Source organism: Streptomyces sp. NPDC043876 (assembly GCF_056435825.1).
Map to the genome: position 1 here is coordinate 178,018 of NZ_JBWKDV010000011.1, position 26,063 is coordinate 204,080.

Consider the following 26,063-nt stretch of genomic DNA (forward strand, 5'->3'; position numbering starts at 1 on the left):
GATTGGTATGTACAACAGGGTCACCCCCGGCCCCCGCGCGCAAGCCCCGCGGCGCCGCGCCGTGCCCGCGCCGGCCCCGCACCGGCCCCGCACCGGCCCCGCGAGATCCGGCCGTTCTTCACCGGCCCGCCCGGCCCGCCCCACCTGGCCGGGAACCGTCCGCATGGCGCGGTGTGACGTCCGAATGGCGATCGTGTGACAGCAGGGGCCATGGACATGACGTGGGGCGCAGGGGTGAATACGGTCGAACACACAAGCCGTGAGCCGAGCTGCACACAGCTCAACAGAACCGTCTCCCCAACCCCCTTGGAGTCCTTCGTGCGACGCAAAGTCATCGCCCCGAGCGTGCTCGCCGCCTCCCTGCTGCTGGTGATCCCGGCGTCGGCGGCGACCGCCGTTCCGGGTGCCCCGGGCATCGGCGACCCCTACTACCCGGCCAGCGGCAACGGTGGATACGACGTCTCGCACTACGACTTGAGACTCCAGTACCAGCCCAGGACCGACCTCCTGGAGGGCACGGCCACCCTGCTGGCCACCGCCAAGCAGGACCTCTCCCGCTTCAACCTTGACTTCGGCCTCCAGGTGAGCGAGATCCGGGTCAACGGGGTCAAGGCGAAGTTCACCAAGTCCGGTGTCCAGGAGCTGGAGGTGACCCCCGCGACCGCGCTGCAGAAGAACAAGCAGGCCACCGTGGTCGTCAAGTACGCGGGCAAGCCTTCGGAGTTCAAGGTCGACGGCTGGTCGGCCTGGCAGCGCACCCCGGACGGCGGGATCGCCGCCCAGGAGCCGGACTCGGCCATCTGGTGGTTCCCCAGCAACGACCACCCGCTGGACAAGGCGACGTTCGACGTCTCCGTCAACGTCCCGGACGGCACGCAGGCGATCAGCAACGGCGTGCTCCAGTCGCAGAGTTCGAAGCTCGGCTGGACCCGCTACAACTGGCGCTCCAACAAGCCGCAGGCCACCTACCTGGCCACCCTGGCCATCGGCAAGTTCGACGTCACCACCGACAAGACCGCGAGCGGGCTGCCGGTTCTGAACGCCTACAGCGTGGACCTCGGCGACAACGCGGGCGCGGCGCGGGCGAGCGTCGAGCGCACCACCGAGGTCGCGGAATGGCTGGAGGGCGTCTTCGGCCCGTACCCCTTCAACGCGCTCGGCGGCTACGTGCCGAACGTGCCCAGCGGGTTCGCGCTGGAGACCCAGACCCGGCCCTTCTACAGCCCGCGCCAGTTCGCGAACGGGGCCAACGTCCAGGTCGTCGTGCACGAGCTGGCCCACCAGTGGTACGGCGACAGCGTCTCGGTCGACGGCTGGAAGGACATCTGGATCAACGAGGGCTTCGCCCGCTACAGCCAGTGGCTGTGGTCGGAGAAGGAGGGCGAGGGCACCGCGCAGGAGCTGGCCGCCTGGACCTACGCGAACCGGCCCGCCGAGGACCCGTTCTGGCAGGTCAAGCCCGGTGACCCGGGTGCGGACAAGCAGTTCGACGCGGCCGTCTACGACCGGGGGGCCATCGCCATCCAGGCGCTGCGCAACGCGGTCGGGGACGAGAAGTTCTTCGCGATCCTCAAGGGCTGGCCGGCCGAGCACGCCTACGGCAACGCCAAGGTGAACGACTTCGTCCGCTATGCCGAGCGGGTCTCCGGCAAGCCGCTGGCCGACCTCTTCGAGACCTGGCTCTACACGCCGGGCAAGCCCGCCTTCGCGCCCCCGGCGGCGAAGGCGACGGGCCGCTCGCTCGCGGCCCCGGCCCCCGCCGCGGCCCCGGCGGCGGAGCCCAAGTCCTGGAAGAAGATCGCCGCGACGAACAGCATCCACGAGACGGAGCCGGGGCACGGGCACGGCCACGGCCGCTGAGCTCCCCACAGCAGCCGGCTCCTACGGCGGCCCGCGCGCCGTCGCCCCTCAGCGGGCGGCGGCGCGCCACCGTGCCCGGGCCTGGCGGGCCACCGGCAGGTACCGCAGCCGCTCGGGCAGCAGCGGTACGACGATCCGTACGACCGCGCTGAACCGGCGCAGCCTGCGCTCCTGGGCCGGGCTCCACTCCAGCCCGATCGCGGCCCGCGCCTCCGGCGGCATGTAGCCGACGGTGGCGAAGGCGCGCAAGCGCAGGAACAGGGTCCGCAGCAGCGGCCAGGCGAGCCGGGTGAGGATCCGCACGGGCAGCGGTCCGCCCGTGGGCCGGGGCAGCGCCGCGTCCGTGGCGACCAGTTCGCGGGCGACCGGGGTGGACTCGATCTCCTCGGCCAGCATCCGGTGGTAGTGCGGCCAGTACTCCTCGATCGTCTGGGGCATGTCGCGGTCGCGGATGCCGAGGATCCGGCCGACCTGGAGCCACTCGGCGTAGAGGGCCCGCTCCTGGGCGGGCGTGAAGGCGCGGAAGAGGTAGCGGGCCGCGTGGAGGTAGACCGGGAAGCCGGAGGCGTGCACCCAGGAGTAGCAGGCCGGGTCGAGGGCGTGGTAGCGCCGCCCGCGGGTGTCGGTGCCCTGGATCCCCCGGTGCAGCCGGCGGACGCGGCGCCCCTCCTCGGCCGCCTCCTCGCCGCCGTACACCCACAGTTGCACCGAGCGGAGCGAGCGCTCGCCCCGCCCCCAGGGGTCGCTGCGGAAGACGGAGTACTGGTCCACGCCCGCGCCGATCGCCGGGTGGGCCACCTGCATGGTGAAGGCGGGCGGCAGCATCAGCAGCGCGCGGACGTCTCCGGCGATGCTCCACAGCACCCCGCCGGGCGGTGGCGGAGCGATGTGACCACGGGGGTCCGGGTGGCTTCCGGCGCTGGTGGCGCGCGTGGTGCTCATGACTCCAGTATGCGAGCGCGAGAAGTCCCCTCCCCGGTCGGAAAGTCTTGTCCTGGGTGTTACCCAGAGGTAACTGCAGATGATGTGATGGCGCAGCCGATCTTCCCCCCGCAGGAACGATGGAGTCCTCATGCTGCCCAGCACGAACCGCCCCACCGCTCGCGCCCTTCGCACTCCTCGCACTCCTCGCGCGCCTCGCGCCAGGGCCGCCGCGGCGGCCGTCGGCGCGCTCGCGGCCCTCGCGCTCGCCGTCACCGCGGTCCCGGCAGCCTCCGCCGCCCCGGCCGCGGAGTCCGCCTCCGCCGCCGCGCCCCGGCTGAACGTGCTGACGTACAACACCTTCCTGATGAGCACCAGCCTGTACCCGAACTGGGGCCAGGACCTCCGGGCCCGCGAGATCCCGAAGGCGGCCTTCTTCCAGGGCCACGACGTGGTCGTCCTCCAGGAGGCCTTCGACAACGGCACCTCGGACGCCCTGAAGGCGAACGCGGCCGCGCAGTACCCCTACCAGACCCCCGTGGTCGGCCGGAGCAAGGACGGCTGGGACGCGACGGGCGGCGCCTACACCTCCACGACCCCGGAGGACGGCGGGGTCACCGTCCTCAGCAAGTGGCCGGTCCTGCGCAAGGAGCAGTACGTCTACAAGGACGCCTGCGGCTCCGACTGGTGGTCCAACAAGGGCTTCGCGTACGTCGTCCTGAACGTGAACGGCGCCAGGGTGCACGTGGTGGGTACCCACGCGCAGTCCACCGACTCGGGCTGCAAGGCGGGCGAGGCGGCCCAGATGCGCAGCCGCCAGTTCCGGAACATCGACGCCTTCCTGGACGCCAAGAACATCCCGGCGGGCGAACAGGTCATCGTGGCGGGCGACATGAACGTCGACTCGCGCAGCCCGGAGTACGCCTCCATGCTCGCGGACGCGGACCTCGCGGGCGCCGACTCCCGCACGGGCCACCCGTACTCCTTCGACACGGCCACCAACTCGATAGCGAACTACCGCTACCCGACGGACCCCCGCGAGGACCTCGACTACGTCCTGTACCGCAAGGGCAACGCCCGCCCGGCGAACTGGAACAACACCGTGGTCAAGGAGCAGTCCGCCCCCTGGACCGTCTCCAGCTGGGGCACCTCCTACACCTACACCAACCTCTCGGACCACTACCCGGTTGTGGGGTACGCCGCCCCGTAGTCCCCGCACCGGCGATCAGGTGGCCGTCTGGCAAGCCAGTGCCGCGGAGTCTCCTGAACGAACACCGCCCCCTCTCGCCTTCGGGCGGGAGCGGGCGCTTTCGTGCGTCCGGGCTGCCTGGTTACTCTGCCCGCATGACGATTCGCGCTGTGGTTTTCGACGTCGGCGAGTGCCTCGTAGACGAGACGCGGGAGTACGGCACCTGGGCCGATTGGCTCGGCGTTCCCGCCACACCTTCGCCGCCATGTTCGGCGCCGTCATCGCCCAGGGCCGCGACTACCGGGAGACCTTCGAGCCGTTCAAGGCCGGATTCGACCTGACCGCCGAGCGCGAGGCGCGCGCCGCGGCCGGCCGGCCGGCCGGAGCACTTCGACGAGAGCGACCTGTACCCGGACGTCCGGCCCGCGCTGGCCTCCCTCCGCGAGGCGGGTCTGTGGCTGGGAATCGCCGGCAACCAGACCGTCCGCGCCGGCGGCATTCTGCGCTCGCTGTTCACCGGCGACGTTGACCTCATCGGCACCTCGGACGACTGGGGCGCCAGCAAGCCCGACATCGCGTTCTTCGAGCGGGTCGCCGACGTCGTGCCGTTCGCCAACGACGAGATCCTCTATGTCGGCGACCGTGTCGACAACGACCTGCGGCCGGGGGCCAAGGCCGGCATGCACACCGCGTTGATCCGCCGGGGCCCCTGGGCCTATGTCCAGTGGGAGAGCGAGGAGGCCCGGACTCTGCCGACGTTCCGCGTGGAATCCCTGGCCGAGCTGCCGAGCCTGATCACCGAGTTCAACAACCAAGCGCGCTGACGACGGCCCCCCAGCCGTAGAGCCGGTCGTCGAGGTCGCGGACGTACTGCTCGTGCCCCCACGGGGCGAGGGACCGCCGCACCTCACGGACCCGCTCCAGTCCGGTGGCGTACCAGTGGAATTCCAGCAGCTCCAGCGCGCGGAGCGCGTACTGAGCCGCTTCCTCAGGGCGTCCGGCGGCGGCTTCCACTGCGCCAAGATCGCCGAGGATGACCGAGCGCTGCTTGTCGGCGTCCCTCGGAAGTTCATCGAGCACGTGCAGCAGATCGTCGCTGCCGGCGCCCGGACGGCCGCGGGCATCGCCCCGTCCCGCGTCGTCGACGAGGGCTGGCACGCACTCATCCTGCACACGGCCATGTACCAGTCCCTGTGCGCCCGGCTCGGCGGCGACTTCGTCCACCACTACCCGGAGTGCCCCGACACCGGCCGCTACGACCCTACGGTCAACGAGCGCACCCTGGACGCGGTCCGGGCTGCCGGATACGAGCCGGACGAGCAGCTGTGGCAGGTCTGGCCGACGAGCTTGTCGGTGTTGCGGCGAAGTGCCGGCACTCGCCTACCTGCACGATCCGGCCGATGCCTAAGCCTGAGTGGCCCGTGCGGCCGTAGGCTGGCTTTCTCGACAAGGAGGCTGGCATGACGGAATGGACGGACCCCCGGTACGCCGAGCTGGTCGCCGAGTGGGATGCGGCGCAGGAGCCGGACTCGCGTGACCCGGACGAGCCTCGTCCCGTCCGCGGCTTCATCGTGCCGCGCCCTCGGGGCTGACTCTCGAAGGCTGCGTTACATGCCCGCTTCCAGGGCGACCCACTCCTCTGTGAGCTTGGCGCGCTTCGGGCCGTTCGGATGTTCTCGCCGCTCTTTCTGCGGCGGGCGAGTTGGTCTCCATAGGACCACTACCCGTTGATCGGCTCGTAGCCCACCCCCGCGGTCCGGGCCGGACCCCCGGCCCGGACCGCGCGGCGCCGACGCCTGTGACCGGGCTGCTCCGCATGACATCGGTTCCTCGCGGGTCAGGCTTGGCGGGCGTAGGACGCGAGGCGGTCCGCGAGCGCGGCGACGAGGTCGCGCAGTTCGTCGGGGCGCTCGATGACGAACGGCCGGTCGAGCGCGGCGAGTACCGGAGGCAGCCAGTCGAGGCGCTCTGCCCGCAGCTCGACGCGCCGCCAGCGTTCGGCCGCCCGGTCCTGGTCTGCCGCGGGCTCGTGCTCCTCCAAGGTCGCGACACCGGCGGGAAGGCGGGCTCGGATCTGTTCGACCGTCCCGTGGATCCGCAAGGTCACCTCATGCCGGTACTCGGCCGTGGCGAACGCCGACAACACGCGCTGTGCCGGACCGGGACCCGCGGGCGCTTCGAATGCGCCGGGCAGGGCGCGCGCGTCTGCGATGCGATCGAGCCGGAAGGTCCGGTCCTCGCCGATCTGAGCGTCCTTGCCCGTGACGTACCACCGGCCCGCATGGGCGACGATCCCGTACGGGTGCAGCGTGCGTTCGCTGCGCCGTCCGTCGCGGTCGGTGTAGCGGATCGAGACCGGTCGGCGGTGGCGCACCGCATCGGCGATGGTGAGCAGCACCCCGGCGTCCGGGGTGTCGAACTCGCCGGGCTGGTCCGTGAAGGCGAGGGCCTCCAGGAGTGTGTCGAGCCGACGGGCGACGTGCTGGGGCAGCACTCGTCGGATCTTCGCCGATGCCGTCTCGCTCGCCGTGCGCTCCGTGGTCGTCAGCCCTGCCCGGCGGCCGGCGACCAGGCCGAGCAGCACGGCCAGCGCCTCGTCGTCGCTGAGCATGAGCGGAGGCAAGCGGTGCCCGCGGGCGAGCCGGTACCCGCCGTAGCGGCCGCGCACCGACTCCACGGGCAGGTCCAGTTCGATCAGCTGGTCCACGTACCGCCGCACGGTGCGCCCCTCGACGCCGAGCCGGTCGGCCAGTTCGGCCACCGTCCGGGTGCCGCCCGACTGCAGCAGCTCCAGGAGTGTCAGCACGCGGGCAGTGGGTCGAGTGGGTCGGGACATGGGCACAACCTAACGCGAATACAGGACCGATTCTGTCCTCTATTTCTCCTAGCCTCCGCAGTGCACGCCATCGGCACAGCCAAGGAGATCCCCATGGAGTTCGTCTCGATCCGCATCATCACCAGCGACGTAGCGCGCCTCGTCGCGTTCTACGAGCGGGCCACCGGGGCGCGGGCGACGTGGGCCACCGAAGACTTCGCCGAACTCAGGACCGCGGGCGCCGCCCTCGCGATCGCCGGCACCCGCACCGTCCCGCTGTTCGCCCCGGGTTCCGCCCGCCCGGCGGACAACCACAGCGTGATCACGGAGTTCCTCGTCGACGACGTGGACCGCCTTCACCAGGACCTGACCGGCTTCGTCACCGACTTCGTCACCGAGCCCACGACGATGCCCTGGGGCAACCGGTCGCTGCTGCTCCGCGATCCTGACGGCAACCTCGTCAACTTCTTCACCCCCGTCACCCCGGCGGCCATCGAAAAGTTCACGCGCTGACGCCACGAGAACCCGCTCACCCGGGAGCCCTGAGATCCCAGGGCTCCCGGTGAACAGGGCTCCCGGTGAACGCGGTCGCGGGTTGCCGTTACGCCCCGCCCGGCGGGTCCTCGTAGAGGGCTTCGAGTTGGGCGGCGTACTTCTCGCGGATGACGCGGCGGCGGAGTTTCAGGGACGGGGTCAGCTCGCCCGAGTCCGGGCCCCATTCGCCGGTGAGCAGCCGGTAGCGCTTGATCTGCTCGGTGCGGTTGAGGCGGGCGTTGGAGGCCGTGACGGCGCGGGCGATCTCCGCCACGACGGCCGGATGGGCGGCCAGTTCTTCGGGGCCGGTGGCTTCGATGCCGTGGGCGGCGGCCCAGGCGGGGGCCATCTCGGCGTCCAGGACCAGCAGGGCGACCAGGTAGGAGCGGCCGTCGCCGTGCACCATGGCCTGGCCGATCAGCGGATGTTCCTTGACGGTGTTCTCCACCAGGGCGGGCGAGACGTTCTTGCCGTTCGAGGTGATGATGAGTTCCTTCTTGCGGTCGGTCAGCCAGAGGAACCCGTCCTCGTCGAGCCGGCCGATGTCCCCGGTCGGGAACCAGCCATCGGCGTCGCTCGCGCGCTCCACCGTCCCGTCGGCCCGCAGGTAGCCGTCGAAGACGGTGGCGCCCCGGGTGAGGATCTCGCCGTCCTCGGCGAGCTTCAGTTCCAGGCCCTCGATCGGCCGGCCGACCGAGCCGAGGCGGAAGCCGTCGGCGCTGTTGACGGTGCACACGCCGGAGGTCTCGGTCAGTCCCCAGGCGTCCATGATGGTGATCCCCCAGCCCGCCCAGAAGCGGACCACGTCCAGCGGCATCGGCGCGGTGGCGCTTGCCGTCCAGACGAGCCGGTCCAGCCCGGCCAGGACCAGCAGCGGATCGAGCACCCGCTCCTTGGCCCGGCCGTAGGCCGCCTCGACGGCGGCCGGCACCTCCTCGCCGCGCTCGCGGTGTGCGGCGCGGGTCCGGGCCAGGTCGTTGGCGGCCGCTATGGCGCTCTGCTGCTCCGCGGGCAGCCGGGCCAGCACGGCCCGTACGGACGCCGCGAGCTTCTCCCAGACCCGGGGCACCCCGAAGAACTGCACCGGATGCAGTTCGCGGACCGCGCCCGCGACGGCCGTCGGGTCGGCGCACAGCCGGACGTGGGCGGCCCGCAGCAGCGGCAGGTAGATCCCGAGGACCCGCTCGGCGATGTGGGCGAAGGGCAGGTAGCAGAGGTGCTCGGCGTGTTCGGGCAGTTCGGTGTGCCGGTCGAGGCGGACGGTCTGGAGCATGAGGTTGCGGTGGCTCAGCCGCACGCCCTTGGGGTCGCCGGTGGTCCCGGAGGTGTAGACGACGGTCAGCGGGTCCTCGGGGCGGGCCTCCCGCCAGGCCTTCTCGAAGGCGTCGGAGCGGAAGGTCCGGGCGCCGCTCGCGTACAGGGAGCCGTACGTGCCGTGCGCGCCCGCGTCGGCGGCCTCGGCCACCACCAGGCGTTCCAGGGGGACGTCCGGGTCGCCCAGCAGGGGCTCCCAGCGGCCGAGTTCGCGGGCGCCCTCGATGACGGCGACGCGGGCCCGGCTGTGCCGGGCGATGTGCGCCACCTGCTCGGGCGCGGAGGTCCCGTAGACGGTCACGGGGACGGCGCCGAGGTGGACGAGGGCGAGGTCGCTGAGCCAGTGCTCGGGGCGGTTGCCCATCATCATCAGGACGTGGTCGCCGCGCCCGACGCCGAGGGCCGCGTATCCGGCGGCGAGGACGCCGACCTTGCGGCGCGCCTCGGACCAGCTGAGGGTGGTCCAGCCGGGCCCCTCGCGCCAGGAGAGGGCGGGGAGCTCCGGGTGGTCGGTGGCGTTGCGGGCGAGCAGGGCGGGCAGGGTGATCCCGTCGGGCGGTCCGGGCAGTCGCAGGTTCGTGGTCATGGGCAGCTCCTGGCCGTTTCACATCGTTGGTGCGACAGCAATACTGTTGAACACGAACGGTGGCGCGCATCAGAGACGTGCTGAGGTGCCGGCGTACTGAGGTGCTGAAGTGCTGAGGTGCCGGGTACTGACGTGCTGACGTGCTGTGCAGAGAGCGAGGCGGAGACCATGACCACCCAGGCGCCCGAGCCCACGCTCACCGTCGACGAGCTGGCGTCCCGGGCGGGCGTGACCGTCCGCACCGTACGTTTCTACAGCACCCGCGGCCTTTTGCCCCCTCCCGTGATCGGACCCCGTCGGGTCGGCCACTACGGGCCGGAGCACCTCTCCCGGCTGGCCCTGATCGAGGAGTTGCAGCACCAGGGGATGACCCTGTCGGCGATCGAGCGCTACCTCGACGCGCTGCCCGACGACCTGAGCGCGCACGATCTGGCGATCCACCGGGCGCTGGTGGCGACCTGGGCCCCGGACGCGGCGCTGGAGTCCTCGCGGGAGGAGCTGGAGAAGCGCGCCGGGCGGCCCCTGTCGGACTCCGACCTGCGGCGGCTGAGCGCGATGAACGTGCTGGCGCCGACGCCGGACCCGGACGCCTTCCGGGTGGACGTGGGGCTGCTGCGGCTCGGGGTCGCGCTGCTCGACGTACCGATCGCGCACGAGACGATCCTCTCGGCGCGCACCGTACTGCTGGAGCACGCGCGGACGGCGGCGCACGAGCTGACCGCCCTGTTCCGGGACGAGGTGTGGGGGCCGTTCACCGAGGGCGAGAGCGATCCGGAGCGGGTGGAGGCGATGAAGTCGCTGTCCGCCCACATGCAACCGATGGTCGTGCAGGCCCTGGTGACGGCGTTTCAGCGGTCCCTGAAGGAAGAGCTGCGGGCAGCTTTCGTCTCGGAGTAGAAGACGGGGGTAGTTTTTTGCCATGGCGATCATCCACAAGACCTCGATGAACCCCGGGAAGCTGGAGCTTCTCGCCGCGTGGCTGCCCGGGCGGCCCTGGTACCTCGCGGCCGGGCGGCCCCCGGAACCGGCCAGGGCCGGCGGCTTCCGGCTCGATGATCCGCAGGGCGAGGTGGGCATCGAGTTCATGGTGCTCACCGACACCGCGGGCGAGCGGCCGGTCACCTACCACCTGCCGGTCACCTATCGCGGGGCGCCACTGGAGGGCACCGACGCGGGGCTGATCGGGACCTCGGAGCACGGGGTGCTCGGGCGCCGCTGGGTGTACGACGGCGCGCACGACCCGGTCTGCGTGGACCGGCTGCTCGCCCTGATCCAGGGCCGCGCGCACGCCCAGCACCAGAGCGTCAGCAACACTCCCGAACCCTCCGTGACCGCGGTGTACGCCGGTCCGGAGGTCGCCGAGTTCCCCGCCGACGAGCTGCCGCTGGTGGCCGACGGGCCGGGCGGGACGGAGGTCCTGCTGCCCGGCGGCGCACGGCTGGAGGTGACGCGCGTGCTGCGGCCGGCCGACGCCGCTCCGGGCTCCGACGCGGGCCCCGAAGGGCTCCTCGCGGGCTGGAGCGCGCCGGACGGCGCCGCGCACCGGGGGGTCTTCGCCTCGTTGTCCTTCGGCCCCCCGGCGCCCGACGCCCGCATCGAGCGCTGAGCGTCAGTCCGTGAAGGTCTCGTCGCGCCCGGCCTTCTCCACCAGGAGGGCGGGCGGGGCGAACCGCTCGCCGTAGGCCGCGGCCAGCTCGCGCGCGCGGGCCACGAAGCCGGGCAGGCCGCCCTCGTAGCCGTTGATGTACTGGATCACGCCGCCGGTCCAGGCCGGGAAGCCGATGCCCATGATGGAGCCGATGTTGGCGTCGGCGACCGAGGTCAGCACGCCCTCCTCGAAGAGGCGGACGGTGTCCAGGGCCTCGGAGAAGAGCATCCGCTCCTTCATGTCGGTGAACGGGATCTCCGTGCCCGGCTTGGTGAAGTGCTCGCGCAGGCCCGGCCAGATCCCGGCCCGCTTGCCCGTCTCGTCGTAGTCGTAGAAGCCCGCGCCACCGCTGCGGCCGGGGCGGCCGAACTCGTCCACCATCCGGTCGATGACGGTGTCCGCCGGGTGCTCCGCCCAGTCGCGTCCGGCGTCCTCGAAGGCCTTGCGGGTCTCGTTGCGGATCTTGCGGGGCAGCGTCAGGGTCAGCTCGTCCATCAGGGAGAGCACCTTCGCCGGGTATCCGGCCTGGGCGGCCGCCTGCTCGACGGAGGCGGGCTCGATGCCCTCGCCGACCATCGCGACGCCCTCGTTGATGAACTGGCCGATCACCCGTGAGGTGAAGAACCCGCGCGAGTCGTTGACCACGATCGGGGTCTTGTTGATCTGGCGGACCAGGTCGAAGGCGCGGGCCAGCGCCTCGTCACCGGTGCGCTCGCCCTTGATGATCTCCACCAGCGGCATCTTGTCGACGGGCGAGAAGAAGTGCAGGCCGATGAAGTCCACGGGGCGCGAGACGCCCTCGGCGAGTCCCGTGATGGGGAGCGTAGAGGTGTTGGAGCAGAGCAGCGCGTCGGGTTCGATGACGTCCTGGATCTCCTGGAACACCTTGTGCTTCAGCGAGGTGTCCTCGAAGACGGCCTCGATGACCGCGTCGCAGCCCGCGAGGTCGGCGGGGTCGGCCGTGGGGGTGATCCGGGCGAGGAGTGCGGCGCGCTCGGCCTCTGTGGTGCGGCCGCGGGAGAGCGCCTTGTCGAGCAGCTTCTCGGAGTAGGCCTTGCCCTTGGCGGCCGCTTCGGCGCTGACGTCCTTGAGGACGACCTCGATGCCCGCGCGGGCGCAGGAGTAGGCGATGCCCGCGCCCATCATGCCCGCGCCGAGGACGGCGACCTTGCGGACCGTGCGGGGGGCGATGCCCTGCGGGCGACTGGCGCCGGAGTTGACGGCCTGGAGGTCGAAGAAGAACGCCTGGATCATGTTCTTCGCGGTCTGTCCGGTGACGAGCTCGGTGAAGTAGCGGGCCTCGATGGTCAGCGCGGTCTCGAAGTCGACCTGGGAACCCTCGACGGCGCAGGCCAGGATGTTGCGCGGGGCCGGGTACGGGGCGCCGTTCAGCTGCTTCTTCAGGTTGGCCGGGAACGCTGGGAGGTTGGCGGCGAACTTGGGGTGGGCCGGCGTACCGCCCGGGATCCGGTAACCGGGGACGTCCCAGGGCTGCTGCGAGGCCGGGTTGGCGTCGATGAAGGCGCGCGCCTTGGCGAGCATTTCCTCGGGGGTGGCGGCCAGTTCGTGGACGAGGCCGTTGTCCAGGGCGCGCTTCGGGTTGTACTGGGTGCCCTGGAGCAGCACCTTGAGGAGGGCGTCGGCGATGCCCATGAGGCGCACGGTGCGGGTCACGCCGCCACCGGCCGGGAGCAGGCCGAGGGTGACCTCGGGCAGGCCGATCTTGGAGCCGGGGGCGTCGAGCGCGACGCGGTGGTGGCAGGTGAGCGCGATCTCGTAACCCCCGCCGAGGGCAGCGCCGTTGATGGCGGCGACGACGGGCTTGCCGAGGGTTTCGATCCGGCGCAGGGAGGCCTTGATGGCGGTGCCGGTGTCGAAGGCGAGCTGCGCGTCCTCGGGACGGAGGCGGATCATCTCCTTGAGGTCGCCGCCCGCGAAGAAGGTCTTCTTGGCGGAGGTGAAGACGATGCCCCGGATGGAGTCCTTCTCGGCCTCGGCGCGGTCGGCGATCGCCGCGATGGAGTCCTTGAAGGCCTGGTTCATCGTGTTGGCGGACTGGTTCGGGTCGTCGAGGACCAAGGTGACGACGCCGGTCTCGTCCTGTTCCCAGCGGATCGTGGTGGACTCGCTCATGTTCGCTACTTCCGTGTGAGAAAGGGGTGTGCCGGGGACAGGGACGGTCAGAGGCGCTCGACGACGGTGGCGACGCCCATGCCGCCGCCGACGCAGAGGGTGACGAGGCCGTAGCGCTTGTCCTGGCGCTCCAGCTCGTCGATGACGGTGCCGAGGATCATCGCGCCGGTGGCGCCGAGGGGGTGGCCGAGCGCGATGGCGCCGCCGTTGACGTTGACCTTGTCGAGGGAGACGCCCATGTCCTGGACGAAGCGCAGGACGACGCCCGCGAAGGCCTCGTTGATCTCGATGAGGTCGATGTCGTCGATGGTCAGTCCGGCCTTGGCAAGGGCCTTGCGGGTGGCCGGGGCGGGGCCGGTGAGCATGATGGTGGGCTCGGAGCCGGAGACGGCGGCCGACACGATCCGGGCGCGCGGCGCGAGGCCGTTCCTCTCCCCCGCCTCGCGGGAGCCGATCGCGACGAGCGAGGCGCCGTCGACGATGCCGGAGGAGTTGCCCGCGTGGTGGACGTGGTCGATCTTCTCGATCCAGTGGTACTTCTGCAGCGCGACGGCGTCGAAGCCGCCGAGGTCGCCGATGTCCGCGAAGGAGGGCTTGAGCCGGGCCAGGCTGTCGGCCGTGGTGCCCGGGCGGACGAACTCGTCGTGGTCCAGGACGACCAGGCCGTTGCGGTCGGTGACCGGGACGACGGACTTGGCGAAGCGGCCGTCCTTGATGGCGGCGGCGGCGCGCTCCTGGGACAGGGCGGCGTACTCGTCCACGTCGCGCCGGGAGAACCCCCCGATGGTGGCGATCAGGTCGGCGCCGATGCCCTGGGGGACGAAGTTGACGTCCCAGTTCGTCATCGGGTCGTTGAACCAGGCGCCGCCGTCCGAGGCCATCGGCACGCGGGACATGGACTCGACCCCGCCCGCGAGGACCAGGTCCTCCCAGCCGGAACGGACCTTGGCGGCGGCCAGGTTGACGGCTTCCAGGCCCGAGGCGCAGAAGCGGTTCTCCTGTACGCCGGCCACGGTGTCCGGCAGTCCGGCGGCGATCGCCGCGATCCGCGCGATGTCCGAGCCCTGGTCGCCGACGGGGCCCACGACGCCGAGCACGATGTCGTCGATGGTGGCCGGGTCCAGGCCGGGGTTGCGCTCGCGCAGGGCGTGGATGAGGCCGACGACGAGGTCGATCGGCTTGGTGCCGTGCAGGGATCCGCTGGCCTTGCCGCGGCCGCGCGGGGTGCGGATCGCGTCGTACACGTACGCTTCGGTGCTCACTGGTCAGGCCTTTCGAGGGTTCGATGGTCGGGCGGGGAGGGGAGGTGCCGGTCTCAGCCGAGCAGGGAACGGCCGATGATCTCCTTCATGATCTCGGTCGTGCCGCCGTAGATGGTCTGGATGCGGCCGTCGACGAACGCCCGCGCCACCCGGTACTCACTCATGTAGCCGTATCCGCCGTGCAGTTGGAGGCAGCGGTCGGCCACCCGCTTCTGCAGTTCGGTCGCCCACCACTTGGCCATCGAGGCGTGGACGGCGTCCAGCTCGCCGTTCGCGTGGTCGACGATGCACCGGTCGAGGAAGGTGCGGGTGACGGCGCACTCGGTGGCCATCTCCGCGATCTCGAAGCGGACGTGCTGGAGCTTGGCGAGCGGCCGCCCGAAGGCCTCGCGCTCCTTGACGTACGTGGTGGTGATCTCCAGCAGGTGTTCGGCGGCGGCGATGCCCGCCATCGCGATGCCCATCCGCTCCTGCGCGAGGTTGGTCATCAGGTGGACGAAGGCGCCGTTCAGCTCGCCGAGCAGGTTCTCCTTGGGCACGCGGACGTCGTGGAAGAACAGCTCGGCGGTGTCCTGCGCCTTCTGGCCGATCTTGTCGAGGTTGCGGCCGCGCTCGAAGCCCTCGGCGCCGCGCTCCACCACCAGCAGGGACAGGCCGTGCGCCCCGCCCTCGGGGGTGGTCTTCGCGACGACGATCACCAGGTCGGCCAGGATCCCGTTGGAGATGAAGGTCTTGGAGCCGTTCAGCACCCAGTGGTCGCCGCGGTCCTCGGCGCTGGTCCGGATGGCCTGGAGGTCGGAGCCCGCGCCCGGTTCGGTCATCGCGATGGCAGTGATCGTCTCGCCCGAGCAGAAGCCGGGCAGCCAGCGGCGCTTCTGCTCGTCGGTGGCCAGCGAGGTGAGGTACGGCCCGATGATGTCGTTGTGCAGGCCGATGGCCAGCCCGGGGGTGCCCGCCCGGGTGAACTCCTCGGCGATGACGGCGGAGTAGCGGAAGTCGGGGTTCCCGCCGCCGCCGTACTCCTCGGGCACCGCGAGCCCCAGCAGGCCCTGGCGCCCCGCGGCCCGCCAGGCATCGCGGCTGACGACGCCCTCCTTCTCCCACTGCTCGTAGTGCGGCAGCACCTCCTTGGCGAGGAAGGTGCGCACGCTCTCGCGGAACGTCTCGTGTTCGGGCTCGAAGATCCGTCGCTCCACGGGTCTCAGTCCTCCTGCTCGGTCAGGGCCGGGACGTCCCAGTCGCGGGCCACGGATGCGGTGTGCGCGCCCGGCAGGGCGGGGCCGCTGTGCACGGCGGCCGGGGTCGCGGAGAAGCGGGGGGCGGGGGCAGGCTGGGTGATCCCGCCGACCTCGGTGAAGGTGCCGCGGGCGGCGAGGTGCGGGTGGGCCGGGGCCTCGCGCAGCGAGAGCACGGGGGCCACGCAGGCGTCCGTACCGTCGAAGACCTCGGTCCACTCCGCGCGGGTGCGCGTCCTGAAGCGGGCGGCGACGGCCTCGCGCAGTTCGCCCCAGCGGGCCAGGTCCTTGCGGGCGGGTGCCTGGTCCTTGATGCCGAGCAGGTCGGTGAAGGTGTCGTAGAACTGCTGCTCCAGCGCTCCGACCGCCATGTACCCGCCGTCGGAGGTCTCGTAGGTCCCGTAGAAGGGGCAGCCGCCGTCGAGCAGGTTGGCCCCGCGCCGGTCCTGCCAGCCTCCGGCCGCCATCATGCCGTGGATCATCGAGGTGAGGTGCGCGGTGCCGTCGACGATCGCCGCGTCGACGACCTGGCCGGTCCCGGTGGCGCGGGCGTGCTGGAGGGCGGCGAGGACCCCGATGACGAGGTAGAGGGAGCCGCCCGCGTAGTCGCCGACGAGGTTGGCGGGGACGGCGGGCGGCTCGTCCGGGTTGCCGATCATGCCGAGGGCGCCGGTGACCGCGATGTAGGCGATGTCGTGCCCGGCGCTGTGAGCGAGCGGGCCCTCCTGGCCCCAGCCGGTCATCCGGCCGTAGACCAGCCGGGGGTTGCGGGCGTGGCACTTGGCCGGGCCGACGCCGAGCCGCTCGGCCACCCCGGGGCGGAACCCCTCGATGAGTACGTCGGCCCGCTCGACCAGGTCCAGGACGCGGGCGGGTCCCCGGGCGGACTTGAGGTCCAGGAGCACGGAGCGCTTGTTGCGGTTGGTGATGTCGTAGGCCGGGTCGACGGCCAGGCCGCCCCCGCCGGGCCGGTCCACGCGGACGACGTCCGCGCCGAGGTCGGCGAGGAGCATGGCGGCGAACGGCCCGGGGCCGATGCCCGCCAGCTCGACGACGCGCACGCCGGCCAGCGGGCCGGTCGGCGTCCCCGTCATCGCCGTCCCGGTCATCGCGGTCACTGCCATCGAGCCCCCAGCCTCCGTGGTACCCCTGTGTGACACAACTGATGTAACACCAGTGATGCTAGGAAGGGGCCCCGCCGAACACAAGCCCCTGGGAGGGGTCGGCCGAGCAAGCGCTTAGTGAGGCCCTAGTCCACCGTCCCCGAGCGTTCGTCGAGCGCTTTCACATGCCGCTTGAGAGCCACGGTCCGGTAGCTCTCCTCCACCCACTCGCACACCACCTCGGCGCCCGGCGACCCCTTCTCCCCCAGCGGTACGGTGACCCAGCCCGAGCGGCCCAGTCCGTACCCGGTGGGCGCGGCGCCCGGCGCGGTCATCGCGTGACCGTGCAGCGCCTCGTCCTTGAGCTTGACCGAAAGACCGGGCGGCTCGGGGCCGTCCGCGTTGCCGAGGAAGACGAAGATCTTCTTGTTGACCTTCACCACGGAGTCCTCCGGGCCCCACGGGTGCTCCTCGACCGCCTCGGGCAGCCCGAGGGCGAACTCCCGGACCGCCTCCCACGTGCGCACCGCAGCCTTCATCGTCGCCTCCCACTCACCGCAGGTCGCACCTGCTCGTACGGACAGCCGTTCCTCACGCTAGCCTCAGCGACCGACAGCAGTCGGGAGGAGCGGTGATGAACAGCCGGAACAGCAGCCAGATCGCGCCAGAACCGCCGAAGGACCAGCCGGATCAGCAGTCGGACCCGCAGCCGGACCAGCAGCCCGAGCAGCCCCGGCGACGCGCCGAACGGGACCACGACGTCGTGCTCTTCGGGGCGACCGGCTTCGTCGGAGCCCTCACCGCCGCCTACCTCGCCGCGCACGCGCCCGCCGGATGCCGGTGGGCCCTCGCGGGACGGGACCTCGCCAAACTCGAACGGCTGCGTGAGCGGCTCACCGCCCTCGACCCCCGCTGCGCGGACCTTCCGCTGCTGCGCGCCGACGCCGCAGATCCCGGGCAGGTGCGCGAACTCGCCGCCTCCACAGGGGTACTGGCCACGACCGTGGGGCCGTACATCCGCTACGGCGCCGAACTGGTCGCCGCCTGCGCCGAGAGCGGCACCGACTACCTCGACCTCACCGGCGAACCGGAGTTCGTGGACCGGATGTACGTCGAGCACGACGCGCGGGCGCGGGAGAGCGGCGCGCGGATCGTGCACGCCTGCGGCTTCGACTCCGTCCCTGCCGACCTCGGCGCGTACTTCACCGTCCGGCAACTGCCCGAGGGCGTACCGCTGACCGTGGACGGGTTCCTGCGCACGCAGGCCGCCTTCTCCGGCGGCACCCTGGCCTCCGCGCTCGGCGCCTTCGGCCGCGGACCGCAGACCCTGGCCGCCGCGCGGGCGCGCGGGCTGCACGAGCCCCGGCAGTCGGCCCGCCGGACGCGGGGCCCGGTCGGCGCGCCCCGCTACAGCCGGGAGACCGGGACGTGGGCGCTGCCGCTGCCGACCCTGGATCCGCGGGTGGTGGCGCGCTCCGCGGCGGCGCTGGAGCGCTACGGTCCGGACTTCCGCTACCGGCACTACGCCTCCGTACGGCACCTGCCGGTCGCGGTGGCGGGTGCGGGGGTGGTCGGCGCGACGGTCGCCCTGGCCCAGATCCCGGCCGTGCGGAACTGGCTCTCGGGGCTCTGGGAGCCGGGGCGGGGTCCGGACGCCGAGCGCAGGGCCCGCAGCTGGTTCACGGTCCGCTTCGTGGGCGCGGGAGGCGGGCGGCGGGTGTTCACCGAGGTCGCGGGCGGTGACCCGGGCTACGGGGAGACGGCCAAGATGCTCGCGGAGTCGGCCCTGTGCCTCGCGTACGACCGGCTCCCGGCCACCTCCGGCCAGGTGACCACGGCGGTGGCGATGGGGGACGCGCTGCTGGAACGGCTCCAGAAGGCGGGGATCCGCTTCCGGGTGGTGGACGAGCGCGCGCTCTGAGGCCGCAGGCCCCCGGCGCGCACTCCGAGCCCTGACGCGCCGGTCAGCCCGCCTCGCGCAGGGCCCGGCGGCAGAGGGCGTCCGCGTGCCGGGTGGTCTCGGGGATCCGGAAGCGCGGGCTGAGGGCCAGGGTGTGCGCCGCGGCGTTGTCGAGGGAGACCCGGTGCCCCACGGACACGTACACGGGCTTGATCCCGTCCTGGGTGCGCAGCGCCCGGCCGACCTCGGTCCCGTCGGCTGCGCGCAGGGGGGAGGCGTCCCCCCTCCTCGCACCCGGTTCCTCACAGGTGAAGGTGAACGGGTTCTTCGCGACGCCGATGGTGGCCAGCCCGGTGACCACCCCGAGGTGGCAGGCGAGGCCGAAGCCGCGGGGGTGCGCGAGTCCGTAGCCGTCGCAGACGACGAGCCCGGGGTCCGCGGCCAGCGCGTCCAGGGCGGCCAGCACAGTGGGCAGTTCGCGGAAGGCGAGCAGGCCCGGGACGTACGGGAAGCTCACGCGCCCCACGGCGGTCGCCTCTTCGACGACCTCCAGGGTGCGGGCGTCGAGGACGACGGCCGCCGCGGCGACCAGGTCGCGCGCGTCGTCGTACGCCACGTCGACCCCGGTCACCCGCCCGCGGCCGACCGGGGGGCCGGCCTCGTCGAGCACCACCCGGTGGCGGAGTTCGTCCTGTATCGCCCGGGCCTCGGTCTCGTCCGCGGGGGTCTGCACACTCGTCATGAGGTGCGAGGGTAGCCTGGCGATCATGTTCGTCATGGAGTTGTCCTACACCGCGCCCATCGAAGCCGTCGAGGACGTCATGGACGCGCACCTGGCGTGGCTGGACGGCTACTACGCCTCGGGCGTCTTCCTCGCGTCGGGCCGCAAGGTCCCGCGCGAAGGCGGCGTGATCCTGGCGGGCGGCGTCTCCCGCGCCGAGGCCGAGCGGATCGCCGCCGAGGACCCCTTCATCGTGGCGGGCGTCTGCGCCTACCGGATCACGGAGTTCATCGCCACGAAGACCTCGGCGGACCTGGCCGCGGTCCGCGAAGCGCCCCGGGCGTAGCGGCTGCCGCGGGGCGCTGCGCGGGCTGTCCGTGCCGTAACCGGGGCCGCTACCCCCGGCCGCCCGGTTCCAGGCGGGCCACGCGGCCCTTCTCGCCCGCAGCCCAGCACGCCAGGTCGGCGGTGCAGTCGACCGTGTCGAAGGAGCCCGGGGCCAGCGGCCGCCAGCTGCGGCCGGCGTCGAGCGTGACGTCCGTGCCGGTCGGCCCGACCGCCAGGGCGACCGTCCGCGTGTACGGGATCCAGGCCACCCCGGAGCGGTAGCCGGGCGGCGGCGCGTCCGACGGGCGCCAGGTGCGGCCCGCGTCGGCGGAGACCGCCCCGGCCCGCGGGGACGCCTGGCCGGTCCGGTAGTCGCCGCCCACCGCCAGACCGTGCGCGCGGTCGCGGAAGGCGAGCCCGAACACCCCCTTCGCCGGATCACCCGCCGGAACGGCGGAGTCGGCCGCGCTCCACGTCAGCCCGCGGTCCGCCGAGTGCAGCACCCGGGCGCTCGCCCCGCCGCCGGTGGCCAGCCAGACGTCGGCCGGGCCCGCGCTGACCAGGCACTGCCCGCTCGCGGCGAACCCTGCCTCACCGGGCAGGGCGTCCGGCATCCCGGCGCTGGGCAGCACCCGCCAGCTGCGGCCGCCGTCCGCCGTGGACAGGATCCGGAACTTGCCGTCGACCGGGTCGCTCACGGCCAGTCCGTGCGCGGGGTCGAAGAAGGTCAGGCAGTCGTAGAAGGCCTTGGGGTCGGGGTTGCGGAAGACCTCGGTCCAGGCGGCCCCGCCGTCCTCGGTCCGCCAGACCCGAGAGTCCTCGCCCTCGCCGATGGACAGGGCCACGGCCCGGCGCGCGTCGAAGGCCTCGATGTCGCGCAGCTCCAGTCCCGCGGCGCCGGGCGGCGAGACGTCGCCCCAGGTGCGGCCGCCGTCCACCGTGCGCAGCACCTTGCCCTGGGACCCGGACACCCAGGCCGTCGAGCGGTTCACCGCCGCGAGCCCCCGGAAGCGGGCGTCCGTACCGGTGTCCTTGAGGGCCCAGCCGGGAGCCGCTCCGAAGGCCGCCAAGCCACCGGGCTCCGCCGCGGCGGGGGCGGCCAGTACCCCGACCAGGGCTGCCGCGCACATGCCAACTGCCAGAAGTCTCATGGCGCCGGAAGCTAACGCACCCGGCAACGGCCGTCCAGGGTGCCTCGACCGATGGGCACGCAGGGTGCCCGTTCGGGCACACGGGTGATCCCCTGGGCCGGTGGAGTGAGCGGAAACCGGCCTTAGTTGGCCCCTGCAGCGCGTCACAGCAGCACACCGCTCCCCGTGCGTGCCACGGTCGTCACGGACCGGCTGTGTGATCACACCACCGTGTTCCGGCCATTCGGTGACACAGCTCACGCCTTCCCCGCATGCACGGATTGGCGTTTTCCCGCGTCTATCCGGTTGCCGGGCCCCAGCCAGAGCCCGGCAACCGATCCGCCGCAAGGGAGCGAGCCTTGATCACCATCATCGAGCAGGCCGTGCAGGCCCGTTTGGTCGCCACAGCCCCGAAGGTCGAGACCGTCCCCGTCACCTTCCACTACGACCGCTCGGATCCCTTCGCCGTCCGCATGGCCTTCCCCGCCCCGGCGACCCTGGAGGGCGTCGAGGTGTCGTGGACCTTCGCCCGAGAGCTGCTGGAAGCGGGGCTGGAGCACCCCTGCGGGCACGGGGACGTGCGGGTGCGGCCGTACGGATCGGGCCGGACCGTGGTGGAGTTCCACGCTCCGGAAGGCGTGGCGATCGTCCTGATGGCGTCCTCGGAGCTGCACCGCTTCCTGGAGCGGGCCGCGGCCGTGGTCCCGCCGGGCCTGGAGCACCTGTACCTGGACGTGGACCACAGCCTGGCCGAGCTGATGCGCGACTCCTGCTGAGGCCCGGGGGCTCCACGCCCGGCGGCAAAATCGTTTGCGGGCGGCCACGGCCCCCCGTAGCTTCGTAGACGCCCCATCGCCGTCGAAACGGAGTAGGACGTTGCTCTTCTGAGGTCCGAGACACCGATCCCGCAAGCCCTCCGCCAGGAGCGCTCGCGCCGGCTGTCTCCCCGCGTTGCACCGCACCATTCACGCAACCTGGAGGCCTCCATGAGCCATTCCCCTACGTTCGTCACCTGCTCCGACCTCTCCTTCGACTGGCCCGACGGGACCCCGGTCTTCGACGGGCTCCAGCTCGCCGTCGGCCCCGGCCGCACCGGCCTGATCGGCCTCAACGGCTCGGGCAAGTCCACCCTCTTGAAACTGATCGCGGGCGAACTGGCCGCCGGCGACGGCCAGATCTCCGTGGCGGGTACGGTCGGCCACCTCCCCCAGGGGGTCACCCTCGACACCGCCCTGCGCGTGGACGAGGCCCTCGGGATCGCCACCGCCCGCGCCGCCCTGCACGCCATCGAGGCGGGCGAGGCCACCGAGGCCAACTTCACTGCGGTCGGCGACGACTGGGACGTCGAGGAGCGGGCGACCGCCACCCTCGACCAGCTGGGCCTGGGCCGGATCGGCCTGGACCGCACGGTCGGCGAACTGTCCGGCGGCGAGTCGGTCCTGCTGCGGCTGGCCGCCCTTCTCCTCGCCCGGCCGGACGTCCTGCTGCTCGACGAACCCACCAACAACCTGGACCTGCGGGCCCGCCGGCGGCTCTACGCCGCCGTCGAGTCGTGGACCGGCGTCCTGGTCCTGGTCAGCCACGACCGCGAACTGCTGGACCGGGTCGACCAGATCGCCGAACTGCGCGAGGGCGAAGTCCGCTGGTACGGCGGGAACTTCAGCGCGTACGAGGAGATCGTGGCCGCCGAGCAGGACGCCGCCGAGCGCCTGGTCCGGGTCGCGGAGGCCGACGTACAGCGCCAGAAGCGCGAACTGTCCGAGGCGCACCTCAAACTGGCCCGGCGCAAGCGGTACGGCCAGAAGATGAACGACACCAAGCGCGAGCCCAAGATCGTGATGGGCCAGCGCAAACGGGCGGCCGAGGTGTCGGCCGGCAAGCACCGGATCATGCACACCGAGAAGCTCGCGCAGGCGCGCGAGCGGCTCGACCAGGCGGTGGAGGCCGTGCGCGACGACGACGAGATCCGAATCGAGCTGCCCGCCACGCGGGTTCCGGCCGGGCGCGGCGTGCTGACCCTGCGCGGACTGCGCCTCGCGCATGCGAGCGCGGTGGCGGTTCCGGGCGAATGGGAGCTGCGCGGGCCGGAGCGGATCGCCCTGGTCGGGCGCAACGGCTCGGGCAAGACCACCCTGCTGCGCACGGTGGCCGGGCACCTGCCGCCCGTGGCCGGGGAGGCGGTGGCGCACGTACCGGCCCGCTTCCTGCCGCAGCGGCTCGACGTCCTGGACGACACGCGGTCGGTGGTGGAGAACGTGGCGCGCTTCGCTCCGGAGGCCACGAACAACCGGATCCGCGCGCGGCTCGCGCACTTCCTCTTCCGGGGCGGGCGGGCGGACCGGGCGGCCGGCACCCTGTCGGGGGGCGAGCGGTTCCGGGCGGCGCTCGCGGCGCTGCTGCTGGCGGAGCCGGCGCCGCAGCTGCTGATGCTGGACGAGCCGACGAACAACCTGGACCTGGCGAGCGTGGCGCAGCTGACGCAGGCGCTGGAGTCGTACGAGGGGGCCCTGGTCGTCGCCAGTCACGACGTGCCGTTCCTGGAGTCGATCGGCATCACCCGGTGGCTGTTGCTGGACGGCGAGCTGCGCCCGACCACGGCGGAGGAGGTCCGCGCGTCGATGTGGCAGGACTGAGCGGCGACGGGGGGACACCTTCCGGTGGACTTTCCACGCCCTGGCACCCCTTTCAACTGCACACATAACCGGACGTAACCAACCACCCCCCGGGGTGGGGCTTGGTTCCTCTTCACGGCGCGCTTAACCTACGGGTTCGTAGGCTACGGAACCGTAGGTATTCGCTTTGTCCCCAGGAGCACCCGTGACGATCACCTCTCCCCACCTCGGCAGCTCGGAGGCGTGGACCGACGCCAAGCTGCTGTTCGCGCTGGAAGAGGTGGTGGAGAAAGAGCTGAACCGCCACCTGAAGGTGACCAAGGACTGGATGCCCCACGAGTACGTCCCGTGGAGCGACGCCCGCAATTTCCCGGGCTTCTTCGAGGACGGCGAGGAGTGGCGGGTCGGCCAGTCCAAGGTCACCGACATCGGCCGCACGGCCCTGGTGGTCAACCTGCTGACCGAGGACAACCTCCCCAGCTACCACCACGAGATCGCTTCCCTCTTCGGCCGCAACGGCGCCTGGGGCACCTGGGTGCACCGCTGGACCGCGGAGGAGGGGCGCCACGGCATCGTGATGCGCGACTACCTGCTCGCGTCGCGCGCCGTGGACCCGGACAAGCTCGAAGAGTTCCGGATGATGCACATGTCGGAGGGCTTCGAGTCCGACAACCGGCACTCGATGCTGCACTCGGTGGCGTACGTCGCCTTCCAGGAGCTGGCCACCCGGATCTCGCACCGCAACACCGGCCACCAGTCCGGCGACCCGGTCTGCGACCGGATGCTCGCCCGCATCGCGGCCGACGAGAACCTGCACATGATCTTCTACCGCAACCTGCTCGGCGCCGCCTTCGAGCTGGCCCCGGACCTGACGATGCAGGCCGTGCGCGACGTGGTCGTCGACTTCCGGATGCCGGGGCACGGCATGCCGGGCTTCGAGCGGGCCGCCGCGCAGATGGCCATCGGCGGCATTTACAACATGCGCATCCACCACGACGACGTGCTGAGCCCGGTGCTCCGCTACCTCAAGGTCATGGAGATCGACGGCCTGGGCGCCGACGGCCGGAAGGCTCAGGAAGAGCTGGGCATGTACATGGACGGCCTGGACGCCGAAGCCAAGAAGTTCGACGAGCGGCTCGCCGCACGGGCGGCGCGCATCGCGGCCCGCAAGGCCTGATGACCCGCACGGCCTGATCCCGCTTCGGGAACGACGACGATGCCCCGGCAGAGCCCCGCGCCGCCGGGGCATCGTCGCGACCGGCCCAGGGGGCCGGGTCCAGGGGGCCGGGTCTACGCGGCACGCCGGGCCGGGTGTCGGCCGACCCCCGGGCAGAAGCTCCCCGGGGCGGCCGTGCGCGCGGCGGCCCGGCGCGTCAGCCCCGGGAGCGCAGTGCGTGGCGTTCGCCTTCCGAGAGGCCGCCCCAGACACCGAAGCGCTCGTCGTTGGCCAGGGCGTACTCCAGGCAGGCGACCCGCCCCTCGCACGCACCGCACAGCCGCTTCGCGTCGCGCAGGGAGGACCCCGGCTCGGGGAAGAAGAAGCCGGGACCGGTCTGCGCGCAGAGGGCCAGTTCGTACCAAGAGACGTCCGTCGCCGCCGTCGTCGTGCGTTCGCTCGTGTTCATCGACATGCGGTGATCCTCACCGCGCCCGCTGTACGTCCGATCAACGACCGATCAACACCGTTCATCGGCCCGCGCCGTCGTCAGCCGGCGGGGACGCGCCGGGGCGCGCTCACTCCGCCGGTCTGGCCCGGCTCGGCTGGACGCGCTTCGGTTCGCCCGGCATCTTCGGGTAGTCGGGGGGGTAGGGCATGTCGCCCATGCCGCGGTGGTGTTCGTCGTGTTCCGCCAGCTCCAGGACGGCGTCGAGGCTGAAGGCGTGGTCGTCCATGTCCGCATGGAGGTCGCCCAGTTCGGCGAAGCGCTTGGGCATCGTCACGATGTCGAAGTCCCGCGGCTCGGCCGCGTCGACCTCGTCCCAGCGCAGCGGTGCCGAGACCGGGGCGTGCGGGCGGGGGCGGACGGAATAGGCCGAGGCGATGGTGCGGTCGCGCGCGGTCTGGTTGTAGTCGACGAAGATCCGCTCGCCCCGCTCCTCCTTCCACCAGGCCGTGGTGACCTTCCCCGGCATCCGCCGCTCCAGCTCCCGGCCGAGGGCGATCGCGCAGCGGCGGACCTCGGTGAACGTCCAGCGCGGCTCGATGGGCACGAAGACGTGCAGGCCCCGGCCGCCCGAGGTCTTGGGCCAGCCGCGCAGGCCCAGTTCCTCCAGCAGCGCGCGCAGCTCGTGCGCCGCCGCCACCGCGTGGTGGTAGTCGGTCCCCGGCTGCGGGTCGAGGTCGATGCGCAGCTCGTCGGGGCGGTCGGTGTCACCGCGGCGCACCGGCCACGGGTGGAAGGTGAGGCAGCCGAGGTTCGCGGCCCACAGCACGGCCGCCGGTTCGGTCGGGCAGATCTCGTCCGCCGTCCGCCCGCTGGGGAAGGCGATGTGGGCGGTCGGGATCCATTCGGGCAGGTTCTTCGGCGCGCGCTTCTGGAAGAAGGACTCCCCCTCCACCCCGTCCGGGTAGCGCTCCAAGGTGGTCGGCCGGTCCCGCAGGGCGCGCGTGATGCCCTCCGCCACGGCCAGGTAGTACCGCGCGACGTCCAGCTTGGTCAGACCGCGCTCCGGAAAGTAGATCTTGTCCGGGCTCGACAGCCGTACCGTCCGCCCACCCGCTTCCAGCTCGATCGCATTGCCCGCAGCACCCATGTGCGCCACGGTAGGCGCG

The 26,063-nt window shown here is 72.1% G+C and carries 24 protein-coding genes and 1 pseudogene; 12 read left to right on the forward strand and 13 right to left on the reverse strand.

Annotated elements, in window-relative coordinates; translation table 11 throughout:
• The first annotated feature begins 318 nt into the window (after window positions 1-318).
• The gene (locus AC0693_RS30300) at window positions 319-1,860 is read left to right on the forward strand and encodes a M1 family metallopeptidase (RefSeq protein WP_478803425.1); all 1,542 of its coding nucleotides are present in this window, start codon (window positions 319-321) and stop codon (window positions 1,858-1,860) included.
• A 48-nt stretch (window positions 1,861-1,908) separates the two neighbouring features.
• Here the strand turns inward: AC0693_RS30300 and AC0693_RS30305 are convergent, their stop codons facing one another.
• Window positions 1,909-2,802 (reverse strand): oxygenase MpaB family protein, encoded by an 894-nt coding sequence (locus AC0693_RS30305; protein WP_478803426.1) that lies wholly within the window; start codon window positions 2,800-2,802, stop codon window positions 1,909-1,911.
• Window positions 2,803-2,932: 130 nt separating this feature from the next.
• On the opposite strand from AC0693_RS30305, the gene sph reads away from it, so the two are divergent.
• Window positions 2,933-3,991 carry a sphingomyelin phosphodiesterase gene (gene sph / locus AC0693_RS30310; RefSeq protein WP_478803427.1) on the forward strand — a complete coding sequence of 353 codons (1,059 nt, stop codon included), beginning with the start codon at window positions 2,933-2,935 and terminating at the stop codon, window positions 3,989-3,991.
• 134 nt (window positions 3,992-4,125) lie between these two features.
• Window positions 4,126-4,794: pseudogene (locus AC0693_RS30315) on the forward strand (HAD family hydrolase).
• Here the strand turns inward: AC0693_RS30315 and AC0693_RS30320 are convergent.
• Window positions 4,775-5,128, reverse strand: a complete 354-nt coding sequence (locus tag AC0693_RS30320; protein ID WP_478803428.1) for a hypothetical protein — start codon at window positions 5,126-5,128, stop codon at window positions 4,775-4,777. The pseudogene AC0693_RS30315 and the gene AC0693_RS30320 sit on opposite strands and share 20 nt — an antisense overlap.
• A gap of 302 nt (window positions 5,129-5,430) precedes the next feature.
• On the opposite strand from AC0693_RS30320, the gene AC0693_RS30325 reads away from it, so the two are divergent.
• Window positions 5,431-5,562 carry a hypothetical protein gene (locus tag AC0693_RS30325; RefSeq protein WP_478803429.1) on the forward strand — a complete coding sequence of 44 codons (132 nt, stop codon included), beginning with the start codon at window positions 5,431-5,433 and terminating at the stop codon, window positions 5,560-5,562.
• 245 nt (window positions 5,563-5,807) lie between these two features.
• Here AC0693_RS30325 and AC0693_RS30330 read toward each other — a convergent pair whose 3' ends face one another.
• Window positions 5,808-6,806 (reverse strand): helix-turn-helix transcriptional regulator, encoded by a 999-nt coding sequence (locus tag AC0693_RS30330; protein WP_478803430.1) that lies wholly within the window; start codon window positions 6,804-6,806, stop codon window positions 5,808-5,810.
• Window positions 6,807-6,899: 93 nt separating this feature from the next.
• On the opposite strand from AC0693_RS30330, the gene AC0693_RS30335 reads away from it, so the two are divergent.
• Window positions 6,900-7,298, forward strand: coding sequence for a VOC family protein (locus AC0693_RS30335; protein WP_469317396.1), 399 nt, complete (start codon window positions 6,900-6,902; stop codon window positions 7,296-7,298).
• 88 nt (window positions 7,299-7,386) lie between these two features.
• On the opposite strand, the gene AC0693_RS30340 is transcribed toward AC0693_RS30335, so the two are convergent.
• Complete coding sequence (locus AC0693_RS30340) at window positions 7,387-9,219, reverse strand: AMP-dependent synthetase/ligase (RefSeq protein WP_478803431.1); 1,833 nt, start codon at window positions 9,217-9,219, stop codon at window positions 7,387-7,389.
• Window positions 9,220-9,387: 168 nt separating this feature from the next.
• Here AC0693_RS30340 and AC0693_RS30345 point away from each other — a divergent pair, with 168 nt between their 5' ends.
• Complete coding sequence (locus AC0693_RS30345) at window positions 9,388-10,116, forward strand: MerR family transcriptional regulator (protein ID WP_469317394.1); 729 nt, start codon at window positions 9,388-9,390, stop codon at window positions 10,114-10,116.
• Window positions 10,117-10,138: 22 nt separating this feature from the next.
• Complete coding sequence (locus AC0693_RS30350) at window positions 10,139-10,825, forward strand: maltokinase N-terminal cap-like domain-containing protein (RefSeq protein WP_478803432.1); 687 nt, start codon at window positions 10,139-10,141, stop codon at window positions 10,823-10,825.
• 3 nt (window positions 10,826-10,828) lie between these two features.
• Here the strand turns inward: AC0693_RS30350 and AC0693_RS30355 are convergent, their stop codons facing one another.
• The 5 genes from AC0693_RS30355 to AC0693_RS30375 form a co-directional block, all read right to left on the reverse strand.
• Window positions 10,829-13,000, reverse strand: coding sequence for a 3-hydroxyacyl-CoA dehydrogenase NAD-binding domain-containing protein (locus AC0693_RS30355; protein WP_478803433.1), 2,172 nt, complete (start codon window positions 12,998-13,000; stop codon window positions 10,829-10,831).
• Window positions 13,001-13,047: 47 nt separating this feature from the next.
• Window positions 13,048-14,262 carry an acetyl-CoA C-acetyltransferase gene (locus AC0693_RS30360; protein ID WP_356405132.1) on the reverse strand — a complete coding sequence of 405 codons (1,215 nt, stop codon included), beginning with the start codon at window positions 14,260-14,262 and terminating at the stop codon, window positions 13,048-13,050.
• 53 nt (window positions 14,263-14,315) lie between these two features.
• Window positions 14,316-15,458 carry an acyl-CoA dehydrogenase family protein gene (locus AC0693_RS30365; protein ID WP_478803434.1) on the reverse strand — a complete coding sequence of 381 codons (1,143 nt, stop codon included), beginning with the start codon at window positions 15,456-15,458 and terminating at the stop codon, window positions 14,316-14,318.
• A 5-nt stretch (window positions 15,459-15,463) separates the two neighbouring features.
• Window positions 15,464-16,591 (reverse strand): CaiB/BaiF CoA transferase family protein, encoded by a 1,128-nt coding sequence (locus AC0693_RS30370; protein WP_478803509.1) that lies wholly within the window; start codon window positions 16,589-16,591, stop codon window positions 15,464-15,466.
• 155 nt (window positions 16,592-16,746) lie between these two features.
• Window positions 16,747-17,139, reverse strand: coding sequence for an MmcQ/YjbR family DNA-binding protein (locus tag AC0693_RS30375; protein WP_478803435.1), 393 nt, complete (start codon window positions 17,137-17,139; stop codon window positions 16,747-16,749).
• A gap of 95 nt (window positions 17,140-17,234) precedes the next feature.
• On the opposite strand from AC0693_RS30375, the gene AC0693_RS30380 reads away from it, so the two are divergent.
• A complete protein-coding gene (locus AC0693_RS30380; RefSeq protein WP_478803436.1) occupies window positions 17,235-18,521 on the forward strand; it encodes a saccharopine dehydrogenase family protein in 1,287 nt (428 codons plus the stop codon).
• Window positions 18,522-18,564: 43 nt separating this feature from the next.
• Here AC0693_RS30380 and AC0693_RS30385 read toward each other — a convergent pair whose 3' ends face one another.
• Entirely contained in the window at window positions 18,565-19,242 is a 678-nt protein-coding gene (locus AC0693_RS30385) for an endonuclease V (protein WP_469317389.1), read from the reverse strand.
• Between the two features lie 25 nt (window positions 19,243-19,267).
• On the opposite strand from AC0693_RS30385, the gene AC0693_RS30390 reads away from it, so the two are divergent.
• Complete coding sequence (locus AC0693_RS30390) at window positions 19,268-19,567, forward strand: YciI family protein (protein ID WP_478803437.1); 300 nt, start codon at window positions 19,268-19,270, stop codon at window positions 19,565-19,567.
• Window positions 19,568-19,616: 49 nt separating this feature from the next.
• On the opposite strand, the gene AC0693_RS30395 is transcribed toward AC0693_RS30390, so the two are convergent.
• Window positions 19,617-20,699 (reverse strand): WD40/YVTN/BNR-like repeat-containing protein, encoded by a 1,083-nt coding sequence (locus tag AC0693_RS30395; protein WP_478803438.1) that lies wholly within the window; start codon window positions 20,697-20,699, stop codon window positions 19,617-19,619.
• 338 nt (window positions 20,700-21,037) lie between these two features.
• Between AC0693_RS30395 and ssgD the strand changes: the two genes are divergently transcribed.
• From ssgD to AC0693_RS30410, 3 genes are all read left to right on the forward strand, one after another.
• Window positions 21,038-21,454 (forward strand): spore wall synthesis regulator SsgD, encoded by a 417-nt coding sequence (ssgD, locus tag AC0693_RS30400; RefSeq protein ID WP_478803439.1) that lies wholly within the window; start codon window positions 21,038-21,040, stop codon window positions 21,452-21,454.
• Window positions 21,455-21,664: 210 nt separating this feature from the next.
• Complete coding sequence (locus tag AC0693_RS30405; protein ID WP_478803440.1) at window positions 21,665-23,311, forward strand: ABC-F family ATP-binding cassette domain-containing protein; 1,647 nt, start codon at window positions 21,665-21,667, stop codon at window positions 23,309-23,311.
• A 184-nt stretch (window positions 23,312-23,495) separates the two neighbouring features.
• Window positions 23,496-24,467, forward strand: coding sequence for an acyl-ACP desaturase (locus tag AC0693_RS30410; protein ID WP_468466674.1), 972 nt, complete (start codon window positions 23,496-23,498; stop codon window positions 24,465-24,467).
• A 196-nt stretch (window positions 24,468-24,663) separates the two neighbouring features.
• Here the strand turns inward: AC0693_RS30410 and AC0693_RS30415 are convergent, their stop codons facing one another.
• Both AC0693_RS30415 and ligD read right to left on the reverse strand, forming a co-directional pair.
• On the reverse strand, window positions 24,664-24,921 hold the full coding sequence (locus tag AC0693_RS30415) for a WhiB family transcriptional regulator (protein ID WP_468466676.1): 258 nt from the start codon (window positions 24,919-24,921) through the stop codon (window positions 24,664-24,666).
• A gap of 103 nt (window positions 24,922-25,024) precedes the next feature.
• Window positions 25,025-26,044, reverse strand: a complete 1,020-nt coding sequence (gene ligD / locus AC0693_RS30420) for a non-homologous end-joining DNA ligase (RefSeq protein WP_356405111.1) — start codon at window positions 26,042-26,044, stop codon at window positions 25,025-25,027.
• Window positions 26,045-26,063 lie beyond the last annotated feature (19 nt).